Origin of the sequence: Ochrobactrum sp. C6C9, assembly GCF_022627935.1 — a bacterium.
GTDB lineage: Bacteria > Pseudomonadota > Alphaproteobacteria > Rhizobiales > Rhizobiaceae > Brucella > Brucella teleogrylli.
This window is the reverse complement of the sequence record NZ_JABXGB010000010.1, coordinates 39,578-54,065: the sequence shown is the minus strand read 5'-3', so window position 1 is coordinate 54,065 and position 14,488 is coordinate 39,578. Positions and strand designations below refer to the sequence as shown.

Genomic DNA, 14,488 nt, shown 5'->3' with positions numbered 1-14,488 from the left:
ATGCTGAAAAATTTCCCATATCACGGGTTGCGTCACCTAGAGCGGTTCCCGTTAAAGCGGAAACGTGGAACCGCTATATCTATTTGTTTTTGCGCATTATCCTACGCATCGAAGCGGGATAAGAAATCAGTCCAGCGAATTGATTTCCCCGCGGAGACGCTACGCACTTTTGCTGGAAATGCTGTAGTTGCGGCGGGGTTCGCATCATGACGCGCCGCCTGGAGCATGTCCGCATCCTGATGTACAGCCACGACACGTTTGGGCTCGGCCATCTGCGCCGCTGCCGAACGATCGCCCATTCGCTTGTCGAGGACTATCGCGGTCTCAATATTATCATCATATCGGGCGCCACGATCGCTGGCGCCTTTGACTACCGCGCGCGCGTCGATTTCGTCAAAATTCCAAGCGTAATCAAGCTGCGCAATGGCGAATACCAGTCGATGGAACGGCACACCGATCTCCATGACACGCTGAAGATGCGCCAATCGATTATCCGCCATACCGCCGAAACGTTCCAACCCGATATTTTTATCGTCGATAAGGAACCGATGGGCATGAAGGGCGAAGTCGAGGAGACGCTCACCTATCTCAAGACCCGTGGAGCAACACTGATTCTGGGCCTGCGCGAAGTCATGGATGCGCCGCATTTGCTCGATGCCGAGTGGAAGCGCAAAAACGTGATGGATAAGATCGACAGGTTCTATGACTCGATCTGGGTCTATGGGCCGCCGGATTTCTACGATCCGCTCGTGGGTCTCGACGTCCCGAAGGGTGTCCGCGACAAGATGAATTTCGTCGGCTTCCTGCAGCGCAGCGTTTCCAATCAGGAAGTCCCGGACCATCGCCCCAAGGGCGACTATATTCTTGTCACCACCGGCGGAGGCGGCGATGGCGCCGATCTCGTCAACGATGTCGTGCGGGCCTACCAGCACGATCACACGCTCCAGCACAAGGCGCTGGTCGTGCTCGGACCTTACATGCCCGCGAAGAAGCGCCGCAAGATGATAAGCAAGAGCCAGGCGATCCCTCATATCGAGGTCATCGAGTTCGATAACAGGATGGAAGAACTGGTGGCGGGCGCGAAGGCTGTCGTTGCCATGGGCGGCTACAACACCTATTGCGAGATTCTCTCCTTCGACAAACCGGCATTGATCGTTCCCCGCATCCTTCCACGTGAGGAACAGCTGATCCGCGCCCGGCGCGCTGCGGAACTCGGGCTGATTGACATGCTGCTTCCCAGCGAATCCGAAGATCCTGTCCGCATGGCCAGTGCACTCAAGGCCTTGCCCAGCAGGCCAGCGCCCTCGAAGAGCGCGCCCAAAGGTTTCAGGCTCGAAGGCTTACCGCATATCTCGCAAATTGTCGGGGATCTGATGGATCGACGTCAGCCGAACCACCTGTCGCTCGTCAAGGGATAATCAATTGTCATATCGCCGGAAAATTGTGGTGGTGCTGAAGGGATATCCGCGCCTGTCCGAAACATTCATTGCTCAGGAATTGCTTGGGCTGGAACAATCGGGTTTTGATCTGGTTCTCGTGGCATTGCGGCGACCGACGGACAAGAAAACGCATCCGGTGCACGACGAAATACGTGCGCCAGTCCATTACCTGCCTGAATATCTGCGCGAAGAACCGCGCCGTGTTCTATCGGCCTTGATCGCCTGTATGCCGCGCCCCGGTTTCTGGCGAGGCTTGGTAACTGTGCTCAAGGACTTTCGGAAAGACCCGACGCGCAATCGTATCAGGCGTTTCGGACAGGCCGCAGTTCTGGCAGCGGAATGGCCCGATGACGCGGGATGGATTCACGCGCATTTTATCCACACGCCCGCATCCGTTGCCGCTTATGCCAGCCAGATCACCGGCATTGGATGGACGTGCTCCGCTCACGCCAAGGATATCTGGACTTCGCCAGACTGGGAACTGCAGGGCAAGCTCACCAGCACGCGATGGACGGTGACCTGCACACATTCGGGCTTCGATCATCTCCGTCAGCTTGGAGGGCCCTCGTCCAGCGTACATCTAAGCTATCACGGCCTCGATCTTGACCGGTTCGGGCCTTTTGAGGGCAACCGTTCACTGCGCAACGGCAGCGACGCGGACGATCCGGTCAGAATCCTGAGCGTCGGTCGTGCCGTTGAGAAAAAGGGCTATGACATCGTGCTGAGAGCACTCAGCCTGCTGCCCAAAGACCTCCAATGGCGGTTTGAGCACATCGGTGATGGCGACAGGATCGCCAGCTTGAAAGCGCTTGCAGACAAGCTCGGCATTGCCGACAAAATCGTATGGAAGGGCGCGCTCGACCAAAAGGAAGTCCTTGCTGGCTATCAAGCCGCCGATATTTTCGTACTCGCCTGCAGGATCACTACGGATGGCGACAGGGATGGCTTGCCCAACGTATTGGTGGAAGCATCAAGCCAGGGCCTGATATCGGTTTCCACCAACATCTCTGGCGTACCCGAACTCTTGGTGGATGGAGAAAATGGCCTGCTCGTTGCACCTGAGGACCCGGAGGCGCTAGCGATTGCTATGGAAACTGCGATCCGCGATGCGGATTTCCGCCATCGTCTGGGACGCGCTGCCGAAAAGCGGGTGCGAACAGAGTTCAACTTCCACAACAGTATCCGTCAATTGAGGTCCTTGTTCGAAACGGAATGGCAGCGAAGCAAATGAGGCAGTCGACGACAAGTCCGCGGGTGTTGTTCTATGTCCAGCATCTGCTCGGCATCGGTCATCTTGCGCGCGCCAGCCGCATTGCCCGTGCGCTGACCCAAGATGGCTTTGACGTCACCGTGGTCACCGGCGGCATGCCTGTTTCCGGATTTCCGGGACCGGAAGTCAACCATGTGGCGCTACCGGCGATTGCTTCCGGCGACGCCGGTTTTTCGGGCCTTGCCGACGCCTTCGGCAATCCGGTGACCGATAAGTTCAAGGCGGAACGCCGGGACAAACTGCTTGCCACCTTTCGCGATGTCAGACCCGATATCGTCATCATCGAGGCGTTTCCCTTCGGGCGTCGGCAGGTTCGTTTCGAACTGATCCCCCTGCTCGATGAAATCAGCAGGATGACACAAAAGCCATTGGTGCTGACCTCATTGCGCGACATCCTGCAAGAGCGCGCCAAGCCCGGTCGCGACGAGGAAAGCGTCGCCCTCGTACAGCGCTATTTCGATCACGTGCTGGTTCATGGCGATCCGCAGTTTGCGCGTCTGGAGGACAGTTTTCCGCTGCACGCGGATATTGCCGACAAGGTGATCTATACCGGTCTCGTTGCCGCGCCCGCGCCCTCGCCACCATCGGAAACCTTCAATATCGTGGTATCGGCTGGAGGTGGGGCTGTAGGCGCCTTGCTCATCCGCGCAGCGCTTGGGGCTGCAAAGCGCCTGTCACCCGACCTTTCGTGGTGCATTGTGACCGGTCCCAATCTGCAGCAATCAGATTTTGACGAAATCACTGCTGAAGCACCGAATAATGCCCACATCTTCCGCTTCCTGCAGAATTTTCCGAGCCTGTTGCTCGATGCTCGCCTGTCCGTCTCGCAGGCCGGATATAATACGGTTTGCGACATTCTTCGTGCGGACTGCAAAGCGCTGCTCATTCCATTTACGGCGGGTGGCGAAACCGAACAGACCGCACGCGCACACAATCTGCAAAAGCTGGGCCTCGCATCGGTTCTCACAGAAGACGAGCTATCCGTCGATAGCATGACCGACGCCATCGCCAAGGCGCTTGCCGCACCTCGTTTGCCCGCTCACAAACTTGATCTCGATGGCGCGCATCGCACGGCAGAGATTCTGCATGGACTTCTGGCGGGGCGCTAGCTTTTTGTTTTCACGCACATCTTGTCCGAAAACCGTTTCACACTTTTCGGGATGTGCGTTAGACAGTACCGATCAGCATGAATCTGGTATATTTCTTCATCGGCAGCGCGCCAGCAAACGCTGTTGTTTCCAACGCCGCCTGAGCGACGAATTCATCGAGCGAAGCTACGCAATTCACATGGGTGGGCTCGCTGAAATAGTCGTTCGACTGTATGAGAACGCGGGTCCCCTTGGGCAATAGCGACAGCCAGGCGGGCAAATCCGCAATATGTTCGCAACTAGTGTTGATAACCAGATCGGCTCCGAGTTCCGGATAGGCAAGCTGATACATATCCGCTGTCAATGCCCGAAACCGATCCTTCCATGCATTGTTCAAAGTTTCAGCGACAGCGCCGACATCGGGATCAATATCAAAACTGTCTATCGCTTCGATATCAAAGCGCTGGTCTTCGAAAAACATCGCCGCCAGAACACCATACCAGCCGCCCAGTATAGCGATGCGATTGAATCTCCCGCCAAAGGTCTCGAACAGCGACTGCCGCGCCCATATCTTGCAACCCACCTGCTTGTGGTTGAAGGCATTGCCGAGGTCCGCCTCCGGGTGGTCGGCAAGGACCTTCGACAAACCCTTGATCAACGGGCTTGAAGTGTATGCGGCAACGCCACGCAGAATATCAAATGCGCTTTCATGCCAGTCGGTGGTAGTCGCGTTAGCGCCAAGTGTATCCATCATCAATATGTTGTAGGCCAGACATTTATTGCTGGTCAATTCCTATGGCTGGTTTGCATACAGAAATGCGCTGGTCATCACGGCTGTATCTCGCCTGTTGTGAGATCAATGGCAAAGTTTCGTGACGGCAAACCGGAGATGAAACAATCAAACATCCGAAAAAGCCTACCGAGGGATTCCTGTATCGATCCAACTGCCATTGTATCGATACGGCGGGCATAAATGCCCGATACCCATTTATAAGCGGCAAGACGTGGCGCTGTTATGGCGTGAAGCCCAAGCTCACTCCCCATCCGGACGCGATACCAGTCGCCCAGAAAAGTCATGACGTCAATCCGCGACAACGAGACAGGATCAAGTCCATGTCCCGTGGCGGAAATCGCCAGCTGTTGCTGGATATCACAATCAGCAATGACTGCCTTAATATCGGCAAGCGCACCGGCGGAGATGGGGCGTTCGACCCGCGCCAGAGCTGCCAGATCCAATAGTCCAAGGGTCTTCACGGCTTCCGCGAGCGCCTCCGGCCATTCCCGGCGCAAAAATCGCCTGCCGACAAGATGCGCCAGATGCTTCGACAGGAAATCTCCGTAATTGACGGCACTAAGCAACGCGCCGGGATTAACCTTATCTCTTTCCACTTCGTCCGCATATTGACGGAGAATGCCAGCGTCCAGCGCCATATCGTCAATGCTAATCGTCTCTATGTGCAGCCGATTGGGCTCAATGCGAACGATCTTGTAGGCGCCGGGGAAAGAGACCAGCGAGGGAACGGACACATTGAACAGAAAGCCGTCGGCATTTCGAAGGCGAGTAGTGTCGTTGACATGCAAATGCCCACTGAAATGCAGGCGGACACCGGCATTAATCAGGGCATGGCCGACCTCCAGTTCCGGGATGCGTCCCATAAGGCTCGTCTGCCCGAGCACGGCCAGTTCGTCGTTCCGCGTGCCGTCCAGTGGATCAAGTACCGGATAATGGGAAAATGCGATGACCGTCTTTCCCATTGTCCGGGCCCGATCCGTGACCGATCGTATCCAGTCCAGAATAAAGCGTTTGTGTACCAGCATGGCATTCCAACCGGCATCGGTGCTGTCCGCGAACGCCCCCTCATCATCGCCGGTTTCTCCATCCACCGGCACAAACACATTGGCGTCGATCATCAGCATCCAGACACCGTCGAATGGCTCGACGAGATAGGAAGCGTCCATCAGCCTGCGAACCGTCGCGCCATCAGGCGAGCGGATTTCGAACTCTCTCGCCGATGGATGATCGTCAATGCCAAAAGGGGTCTCCCAATGCAGATAGTCCGGTTTTCGGAAAAACCCGACATCGCCCAGCGAACGCAGCCCCTCTGGATAGCCCGCGCAATACATGCTCTCGCTGATAATCACCGCATCGTCATCAGGAGCGGCCCTGCGCGCCGGATTGCTGGTCACCAAGTCATGGCCGCCGCGAGCATTCAAAAAGCGTTTTGACCGATGCCTCCCGCCGGGGCCAAAAATATCGTGATTGCCGGGCGCTGCGTAGAACTGCATACCGAAGCGCCTTGCGTAATCGTCAAGAAGTTTCTGCAGCGTTGCCATCGTCATCAGCTGGCCGTCATCCGAATAGTCGCCCAGAAGGACAACGTGGCGGATTCCTCGGGCAGCTATATCATCCAACGCGTAGGGCAATGCTGCGGAACTCTCGTTGAACACTCGTGTCGAACGCACCATGTTGGCGAATGGGCGCAACGCCATAGCCCGTTCGCTCACTGTGACCCCAGCATTGCCATAGTCGCCAAAAATATCGTGAAAATGCGCGTCGGCAATCACGGCGATAGACGGGAGTTCGGATGCCATCCTCTAGAAATTTCCTTTCCATCGTCTCACGCTTCATATCACTGACAAGAGTGCTAGATATTTCGTAGTAACGTAGATTCGGTACTCGCATATGCTTCGCCGCATGGCTAACATGCCATGAATTGCACGACGGCGGAAAGAAGAGGGATACAGTGTTTCGGGTGCGTTTTTGGGGAGTGCGGGGCAGCCTTCCGGTTTCCGGACCGGATTTCCAGCGATATGGCGGCAATACTGTCTGCATAGAAATGCAATGCGGTGAACACAGATTGTTGTTCGATGCCGGATCTGGCCTGCTACCCGCAGGAAAATCATTGCTCGCGGACGGCATTTCCAATTTCAACCTGTTCTTTTCACATTGTCATTATGACCACATTATCGGTCTGCCCTATTTCGCTCCACTCTTTGATGCCGGCTCTGCGGTGGAACTCTGGTCCGGGCATATGTATGGCAAGATGAGCACAAGCGAGATTGTCTCGGAATTTATTCGCCCCCCCTGGTTTCCCGTTGAAATAGATGTCTGTCCCGCGAAAATGATCTGCCGGGATTTTAAACCCGGCGACATTCTGCAGCCCCATCCCGGTGTTGAGATTAAGACCGGAAGGCTCAATCATCCCGGCGGTGCCATCGGTTATCGGGTGCAATGGGGAGGTCGTTCGGTAGCGCTGATCACCGATACAGAGCATGAACCCGGCATTCTTGATCCCGCCGTTTTGGATCTGATCCAGAGCGCAGACCTTTTCCTCTACGACACCACCTATACCGACGCGGAAATGCCGCGGCATGTTGGCTATGGGCACTCTTCCTGGCAGCATGCCATCCGGCTCGCCAAAGCAGCGGGCGCAAAAAACGTTGCTTTCATCCACCATTCGCCGCTGCGTACAGACGCGGAACTCGAGGCGATTGATCGACAGGCCGCGAGTGAGTTTGCTGGCGCCTTCTCGGCCCGGGAAGGCCAGGCTTTCGACGTCTAAGCCTGAAGCTGAATGTGCATATCCCGTAGTGCAATCCAGCGGCTGGCAGGATGAGATGCTGTTTGTGCGAATAACGCCTCGATAAACTGCCAAGCGGACTCATCGTGGACCAGATGATGGGTTAGAAAGCCCATGCTCCCGCCACCGTCGAACATCACCTGCAGACGACGAACGATATCGTCAATCAGCGCCGCGTGATCACGGGCGCCCCGTGTTCCATGCCAGTCCATCAGATCGACATGGGTGTTGATCATCGGCAGTGAACCTTCTTTCTCCGCTCCGAAAACCGACAGGGCGCAATATCCAAGACCGGAAAGTATGTCCACCAAGGACGGCGCAATGCGGTTCCATGGCGGCACCAGAACGGGGACAAAGCGTCCAGCATGGAGTGCCTCAAGACGGGTTAAACCAGCCGTCAATTCCGCTGTGACCACTTCAATTGGCCTGTGTGGGCCAAGTTCCTGCTTCTTCTCACCGTCGCCCGCAAAATTGCTGTGCGACCAGCCGTGAACAACCACCGTCACCAGCGGCCGGTTGCCAAGATACTCTGCAAGCGGCTGTCCAGTGGTTTCGGGGATCACGGCCAGCGCGACCGGAACCGAATGGCGTGCGCTCAGATCAAGCAGTTGCGTCAAGGCCGGTGTGGGAGCGACGGCATCGTCATCACGCAGCCAAAAGTCTGCGACTTTGCCAGCTTCATACCATCGATCCAATTCGCGGTTCAGCGGCTCCCAGATGTCAGTCACCATTATAAAATGCCCACATGCTGTTTGAGAATATCGTCAAGACGTCGGGACGCCACTTCCAGCGACCGCTCGTCCCGCACGAACTGTAGCGCTGCAAAAGCCATATCATTGCGCATCGCGGCATTCGCCAGCACTAAGCGTATCGCGTCAGCATAGGCGTCAATGTCGCCCGGTGGCGTGAGAATGCCGGTGCGCCCATCGCGCACGACTTCAGGCACCCCGGCAATAGCCTGAGCGATAACGGGCAAGCCAGCCGCCTGTGCTTCCAGATAAGCAAGCCCATAAGCTTCGCCGCATCCCGGCCACACGTACAGAGCGCTCTGCGCGAACAATGTTGCAATGTCAGACGGTTCCAGTTTCCCGTGCCACTGGATTCTTTCCGGCGCGAAATGAGCAAACAACGTCTCGACCTCTGCCCGACAGGCGCCATCGCCGACAATGGAGAGTGACCACGGAATATCATCAAGCAGTGACAGCGACCTTGCCAGCATCCGATAGCTCTCCATTTTGTCGCCGCTGCGCATCATCGCCACCGTTACCAGCCTATCCGGCTTTGGACAGGGCACCGTTTCTGTAAACATCGCGCAATCGATGAATGGCGCCAGCATCGCGAAGCGGGCTCCGGGCAACACCTCTTGCAATCCCCTCCGGTCGCGGTTGGTCAGGCAGATATTGACTGCGGCCTGTTCAAGAGTTTTCAGCAGCCCTTGCTGTATCTCGGTCCAGAGCCCCGTGTTACGCCTTGCCGAGTACGATGCTTCTCCCGTCACATAAGGTATGCTGAAAGACGCTGAAAGCGTTGGTCCGAGCAAATCGGGAGCCTTGTAGTAGGGATGATATGTGAGCCACAGATCCGGCACGGCTTCATGCTTCCAAAGCGCTGAAATCCTTGCGATCTCCCGCTCGGCCTGTCTTTCCAGCTCCGCAAGGACTTCGAGTGACGGGGCCGTCATGAAGCTGCGGAGTTCCGATATAACTTCAACCTCATGTCCTGCACGCTCCAGAGCCGCGACTAATAGCCTGGCCATCAGCCGATCTCCGGACGGAACCGGATGGTACGGCGATTTCAACGGCGAATGGAAAGCGATCTTCATTGCGTGATCAATCTGGTCGGAGGAACTCACTCAATAGACGTTTGGCGTGCTGAAATCCACTGTCCCACGAGATAATGTTTTTTCGCTCGTGACACACAGCAACTGTACAGTCTTAGCAACTTGGCAATGGCTTTTCAGTAATGATAAGGTTAGCTGATTTAGTCGTCTCGGATGGAAAAGCGCTGTTTGCCCACCAACAGTTCGACGACTGGGTCGGATAGCCAGATCCTGTACTGGTATTTCACTTGATTCCCGGCTACGCGGAGGGAAGTCCATGCTTCATACTGAATTGTCAGAGGTAACGGGCTCCTACAGGATACACGTAAAGGCTGATCTTGCGCGTAGCGCTACACTGGACTGGCCTTACCTTTGCGGCATGAGCCTGCTCAAATATCCCGTCAACGACGCTATATCCGAACAACTCGCTCTGATGGGCGATGCATCGAACGCCGACCGGGCCTGGATGATCGAATATCGGCCCGACCTGCTCCGCTTCTGCAACACCCATGAATGGTGCCGGGGCCAGACAAAAGCCTATATTTCTGAGCTTCAGGAAACACCGACCACCCTCATTGCCTGGCTGCACAAATATCTGATGCTGGGACATGCAGTTGCCGTCCACGATGTTACCGACCTGCCCCGGACCGCCCGGGCGATTCAGGTTGAATTCCTGCGCCAGAGCAACAAAAGTGTGCTCAGCGTGCCGGTTTTTTACGATGATAAACTGCGGGGCATCATCGGCTTCGATACGACCGTCGCAAACAAGATTTGGTCGGCAAGCGAAGTCAACGCCCTCTTTCAGTGCGCCAATCTGATTGGGCAAGCCAAATATTCGACCAATCGAGCGTCCGAAAAATCAATCGCTGCGGAAAGCACAGCACCCCTCGTCTATCTCAGCAATCGCGGCGTCGTGCGCGGCGTCCAGCCGGAAATCATCGTCGGGGTGCGCTCGGCGGGCAATTACAGCGAAATATGGCTCGAAGACGGGTCTATGCTGCTTGATTCACGCTCGCTCGGCATGTGGTCCAGCCTGCTGCCGTCGAAAATCTTTCTTCGCATACACAGAACCGCCTTCGTCAACACGCTGCATGTTGTCGATGTGGATCGCAGAAAAATCGACAAGTGGCAGATCAGGATGCGCGCTGTCGATCAGGCATGGCCCGTCTCGCGCTCCTACCGAAGACAACTGCGCGAACGCATGGGAATATAGCGCCTAGCGCTTTGTGTCCGTTACGCTTTTGGCGACATGTCATTCGTCAAACCGGCACGTCGTTTCATCCTTGGAATATTGTCATTCCCGCAATTTCTTGGATGGTGCATGCATCAGAACGTCCTCCCCAACGGTTCTATGAGGGTTCCCGCATGTCGTCACGGATGCTAGCCTATTTCACAACTGTCTCGCTGGTCGCCACCAGTCTTATCTTCACCGCCAGCAGCAAGGCGAAGGCAGAAGACCTCGCCCTGAAAGATGCCGTCTCCATGGCGGGCATGCAGCTTTTTCTGAACTCTGGTGCACCGGGCCTTATCATTGCGGTCGTACAGGGCGACGACAGCGTCATTCAGGCCTATGGTGAAACTGCACCGGGCAACGATACTGAACCGGACACGCGTTCGATCTTCCGCATTGCATCCCTCTCCAAGGTTTTCGCGGGCGATCTGCTGGCCGCGCTTGCCGCCAAGGGCAAACTCAAGCTGACCGACCCGCTGCAAAAATATGCACCTGAGGGCGCCAAGGTCGGAGTCAATGGCCGTCCGATCACGCTGCTGGACCTTGCCACGCATTCGGCAGGTTTGCCGCGCGAACTGCCGAACCCGGACACCAAAATCACAGATAACCCGTTCGCCGCTTTCGATCGCGATTATTACTGGAAGTGGATGGGCAGCAATCAGCCTGCCTATGCGCCGGGAACCACGACGATTTATTCGAATCTCGGTTACGGCCTTCTGGGTGACGCACTCGCCAAGGCTGGCGGTGCGGATTATTCCACGGTTCTCGCCAACGAAGTGCTGAAACCGGCTGGTCTTACCGACACAACCAATGTGCTGAGCGACGAGCAGAAGAAACGCCTGATGACGGGGCTTGATCCGCTCGACAAGCCGGACGCGAACAGCCCTGTTCCCGACATCATGTATGCAAGCGCCGGTATCTACACGTCCGCCGAAGACATGGTGCGCTGGATGCGCTGGCATCTCGATGGTGCCAGTCAGTTGCGAGAAGACGCCCTGCTCGATCATACACTGTGGCTTCCCTATGACGGGTTGAAGCATGTGGTGGGCACCGAAGTCACCGCTGGCGATGGCATGGGTCTTGGCTGGGTCGCCACCCTGCCTAGCAACCAAACTCCGTTCCTGCTTGGCAAAAGTGGCGGTCTCGGCGGCTTTATGAGCTATGTGGTTCTGTCGCCGAACCGCAAGCTCGGAATATTTGTTGTGGCCAGCCGCGTGAACTTCGCCATGTTCGAGAATATCCATTCGCAAGTACGCGAACTGGCAGCCGAACTGGCGCGATGATGAACGCGCGCTGCGCGCTGCTCGGCGCTGCATTTGCTCTCGGCATTGGAGCGCCGGGGGCTTTTGCTCAAGAGAAACGGGATATCTTCAAGACAGAGATATTTCTCACGCCCTATAGCAAATTGGGCGATGCGGATGCTGCGGGTGATTATCCGAAGCTTAACGGTCAGTTATTGTTCATGACTGGCTATACCGGCTATTTTGGCATCAAGGACGAGAACGGCCAGATTCCGCGTTCGCACTGGAACAGTGTTCAGCCGACAGCGGAAGCCGCACTCGTTTGGCAATTGTCACAGCGGTTTTCCGTTCTGTCGAAAATCACCTTTGATTCCTCCGTCGAGGCGACGGAGGACAACGCTTTCTCCGATCTCGGCTTCACGCTGAAAAACCTGTTTGCGTCCTATACGTCCGATAATTTTGCGCTCTATGGCGGCAAGATGGATATGGGTTTTGGTGACGGCTGGCATGCGATTGACGGACTCTACAACGGTTATACCGACGACTTTCAATATAACGGCTCGATCGGGCTTGGCGCGCGCTACACGTTCAACACAGAGAATATGGGCGCGCATTCCTTCGCCGGCCTGGTGTTTAAACGTGACGATTCGGCTCTCAGCCGCCGTCTCACCTTCGATGACGGTTTTATCTCGCCCACGCGCGGACAACCGCCAGCGTTCAGTAACGATCTGAACTCGTTCATCCTGTCCTATGACTTCCGCAATCTCCCCGGCCTGAAGAAAACGTCCGGCGGTGTCGATATCGGACGCCTGGAGGCTGAACCGGGCTATGGCGAAAGCGCCAATACGATTTCAGCCCGGCTGCGCTATGACACGGCGCTCACCGATAAGTGGAACCTGAGCTGGTTTAACGAGGCGACCTTTTCAAGCGCCTTTCGTGGCGCGCCGGTTTCCAACGGCAATGGCGTGACATCTCTCTCGCTGTCTTATGACCGCTGGCAGTTCACGGCGACAACCGCGCTGCGCAAACTATCCGGCGAAGATGAAAAGCTGGCGCAATACGGGCTTCAATCCGATTGGGACTGGGGCGCAGCCGGCACGGTCACTTATGTCACGCCCATCGGCATCATTCTGCAATCAGGACTGATTCATCAGCGCGACCAGTCGCTGAATATCAATCAGGGCGTTTTCCGCATCGCTTATCAAACGGGGTTTTAAGGCAGTCATGAGAACCAGAACATCGTCCATCATCCTTGCCTTCCTGCTTGCACTTGGCTGCTCGACAGCAGCCCTCTCGCAGTCGGTTTCCATACAGAACCAGCCAAATCCGGCTGCCGACGCGATACAGATTCCAAAGGGCAGCACAGAGAAAGCCCTAAAGGCTCTGCCACAGATTGTTGCCGACATCATGAAACGCAGCCACGTTCCCGGCATGGCGGTTGCTGTCGTGAGCGGCGGCAAGACCGTTTTCGCCAAGGGTTATGGCAAACGCGAGGTCGGCAAAGAGGCCGCGGTCGATGCCGAGACTGTTTTCCAGATTGCCTCTATTTCCAAGTCGCTTTCTGCGACGGTCGCCGCCATTGAAGTGTCAAAGGGCACGGTTGCATGGGACGACCCGGTGGCAAAACACCTGTCCGGCTTCAAGCTCGCCAATGACTATGTTTCTGAAAACGGAACAATCGGGGATTTCTTTGCACACCGCAGCGGCCTGCCGGGTACGGCGGGTGACGATCTGGAAGATTTAGGCTTCAAGCGCAACGGTGTCATTGCCCGCTTGCAGCAATTGCCGCTCGATCCGTTCCGCACCTCTTATCACTATGCGAATTTCAGTACGACCATCGGCGCGGAAGCCGTTGCCGCAGCGGCGCGTGAACCGTGGGAAAAACTCGCCTATGAGCAGCTGCTGAAGCCGCTTGGCATGAAATCGACCAGCTATCGCTATGCCGATTATACGGCCCATGACAACCGCGCCGCATTGCATGTTTATCAAAATGACGCTTTTCTGCCGCTCGGGCAACGCAATGCGGATGAACAGGCGCCAGCTGGCGGTGTCTCATCCAATGTCATTGATCTGGCGGAGTGGCTAAAACTGCTGCTCGCCAATGGCGAATACAAGGGCAAGCGAATGATCACCGAAGACGCGCTCTTGCCAGCACTTTCGCCGCAGTCGTTCAGCGCGCGGGCACATGACACCAGCGCGCGTTCCGGCTTTTACGGCTATGGCTTCAACGTCAATACGGAACTGGGCGGACGGCCATCCATGGGACACTCCGGCGCTTTCCTGCTCGGCGCAGGCACCGCCTTCAAGATCGTGCCATCAGCCGATATCGGCATTATCGTCCTGACGAATGGCGCACCGGTGGGCGCTGCGGAATCTGTCGTGGCGCAGTTCACCGACACTGCACTTTACGGCAAATCTTCCCGCGACTGGTTTGTCGCCTATAATGGCGCCATGAAAGGCTTTTTCCAACCGCAAGGCGACCTGTCCTTCAAGGAAAAGCCGGCCCAACCAGTCCCCGCCAAAACCTTACACGATTATACCGGCAGCTTCGACAACGCCTATTTCGGCAAGACGGAAATCAGGGAGATCAACGGAACGCTGACACTGGTCCTGGGTCCGAAGGAAATGCAGTTCCCACTGCAACATTGGGACGGCGACACTTTCGCCTTTGTCCCGGTCGGTGAGGCCGAACTGGTTGGTTCGCTCGCATCCATCGTCTTCAAACTCGATCAGGGTCAGGTGCAGGGCTTCGACATTGATTTCTACAATGGCGGTGGCGCGGGCCACTGGACTAGGGTTCCGCGTTCATAAACCTTCCT

At 56.3% G+C, this 14,488-nt stretch carries 12 protein-coding genes; 8 read left to right on the top strand and 4 right to left on the bottom strand.

The window, feature by feature from the left end:
• The first annotated feature begins 206 nt into the window (after positions 1 to 206).
• From HWD97_RS10030 to HWD97_RS10020, 3 genes are read left to right on the top strand one after another with little or no spacing between them, the layout of a single operon-like run.
• Positions 207 to 1,418, top strand: a complete 1,212-nt coding sequence (locus HWD97_RS10030; RefSeq protein ID WP_121537688.1) for a glycosyltransferase family protein — start codon at positions 207 to 209, stop codon at positions 1,416 to 1,418.
• Positions 1,419 to 1,422: 4 nt separating this feature from the next.
• The gene (locus HWD97_RS10025; protein ID WP_121537686.1) at positions 1,423 to 2,670 is read left to right on the top strand and encodes a glycosyltransferase family 4 protein; all 1,248 of its coding nucleotides are present in this window, start codon (positions 1,423 to 1,425) and stop codon (positions 2,668 to 2,670) included.
• Complete coding sequence (locus tag HWD97_RS10020; protein ID WP_371834984.1) at positions 2,652 to 3,818, top strand: glycosyltransferase family protein; 1,167 nt, start codon at positions 2,652 to 2,654, stop codon at positions 3,816 to 3,818. The genes HWD97_RS10025 and HWD97_RS10020 overlap by 19 nt, the downstream gene beginning before the upstream one ends.
• A 58-nt stretch (positions 3,819 to 3,876) precedes the next feature.
• On the opposite strand, the gene HWD97_RS10015 is transcribed toward HWD97_RS10020, so the two are convergent.
• Both HWD97_RS10015 and HWD97_RS10010 read right to left on the bottom strand, forming a co-directional pair.
• Positions 3,877 to 4,551: a class I SAM-dependent methyltransferase gene (locus HWD97_RS10015; protein ID WP_235858928.1), complete on the bottom strand. Its 675-nt coding sequence runs from the start codon at positions 4,549 to 4,551 to the stop codon at positions 3,877 to 3,879.
• 74 nt (positions 4,552 to 4,625) lie between these two features.
• Positions 4,626 to 6,389: a metallophosphoesterase gene (locus HWD97_RS10010; RefSeq protein ID WP_371834983.1), complete on the bottom strand. Its 1,764-nt coding sequence runs from the start codon at positions 6,387 to 6,389 to the stop codon at positions 4,626 to 4,628.
• A 152-nt stretch (positions 6,390 to 6,541) separates the two neighbouring features.
• Between HWD97_RS10010 and HWD97_RS10005 the strand changes: the two genes are divergently transcribed.
• Positions 6,542 to 7,360 carry an MBL fold metallo-hydrolase gene (locus HWD97_RS10005; RefSeq protein WP_235858927.1) on the top strand — a complete coding sequence of 273 codons (819 nt, stop codon included), beginning with the start codon at positions 6,542 to 6,544 and terminating at the stop codon, positions 7,358 to 7,360.
• On the opposite strand, the gene HWD97_RS10000 is transcribed toward HWD97_RS10005, so the two are convergent.
• Both HWD97_RS10000 and HWD97_RS09995 read right to left on the bottom strand, forming a co-directional pair.
• Positions 7,357 to 8,109 (bottom strand): polysaccharide deacetylase family protein, encoded by a 753-nt coding sequence (locus tag HWD97_RS10000; RefSeq protein ID WP_371830803.1) that lies wholly within the window; start codon positions 8,107 to 8,109, stop codon positions 7,357 to 7,359. The two genes, HWD97_RS10005 and HWD97_RS10000, sit on opposite strands and share 4 nt — an antisense overlap.
• Positions 8,109 to 9,200: a glycosyltransferase family 4 protein gene (locus HWD97_RS09995; RefSeq protein WP_371834982.1), complete on the bottom strand. Its 1,092-nt coding sequence runs from the start codon at positions 9,198 to 9,200 to the stop codon at positions 8,109 to 8,111. Before HWD97_RS09995 ends, HWD97_RS10000 begins: the two co-directional genes overlap by 1 nt.
• A gap of 274 nt (positions 9,201 to 9,474) precedes the next feature.
• On the opposite strand from HWD97_RS09995, the gene HWD97_RS09990 reads away from it, so the two are divergent.
• The 4 genes from HWD97_RS09990 to HWD97_RS09975 all read left to right on the top strand — a co-directional run bounded on the left by HWD97_RS09990 (position 9,475) and on the right by HWD97_RS09975 (position 14,480).
• Positions 9,475 to 10,410, top strand: coding sequence for a LytTR family transcriptional regulator DNA-binding domain-containing protein (locus HWD97_RS09990; RefSeq protein WP_171317712.1), 936 nt, complete (start codon positions 9,475 to 9,477; stop codon positions 10,408 to 10,410).
• A 152-nt stretch (positions 10,411 to 10,562) separates the two neighbouring features.
• Positions 10,563 to 11,711: a D-alanyl-D-alanine-carboxypeptidase/endopeptidase AmpH gene (gene ampH / locus HWD97_RS09985; RefSeq protein ID WP_371834981.1), complete on the top strand. Its 1,149-nt coding sequence runs from the start codon at positions 10,563 to 10,565 to the stop codon at positions 11,709 to 11,711.
• Complete coding sequence (locus tag HWD97_RS09980) at positions 11,708 to 12,886, top strand: hypothetical protein (RefSeq protein WP_235942833.1); 1,179 nt, start codon at positions 11,708 to 11,710, stop codon at positions 12,884 to 12,886. Before ampH ends, HWD97_RS09980 begins: the two co-directional genes overlap by 4 nt.
• A 7-nt stretch (positions 12,887 to 12,893) precedes the next feature.
• Positions 12,894 to 14,480: a serine hydrolase gene (locus HWD97_RS09975; protein ID WP_371834980.1), complete on the top strand. Its 1,587-nt coding sequence runs from the start codon at positions 12,894 to 12,896 to the stop codon at positions 14,478 to 14,480.
• Positions 14,481 to 14,488: the final 8 nt, after the last annotated feature.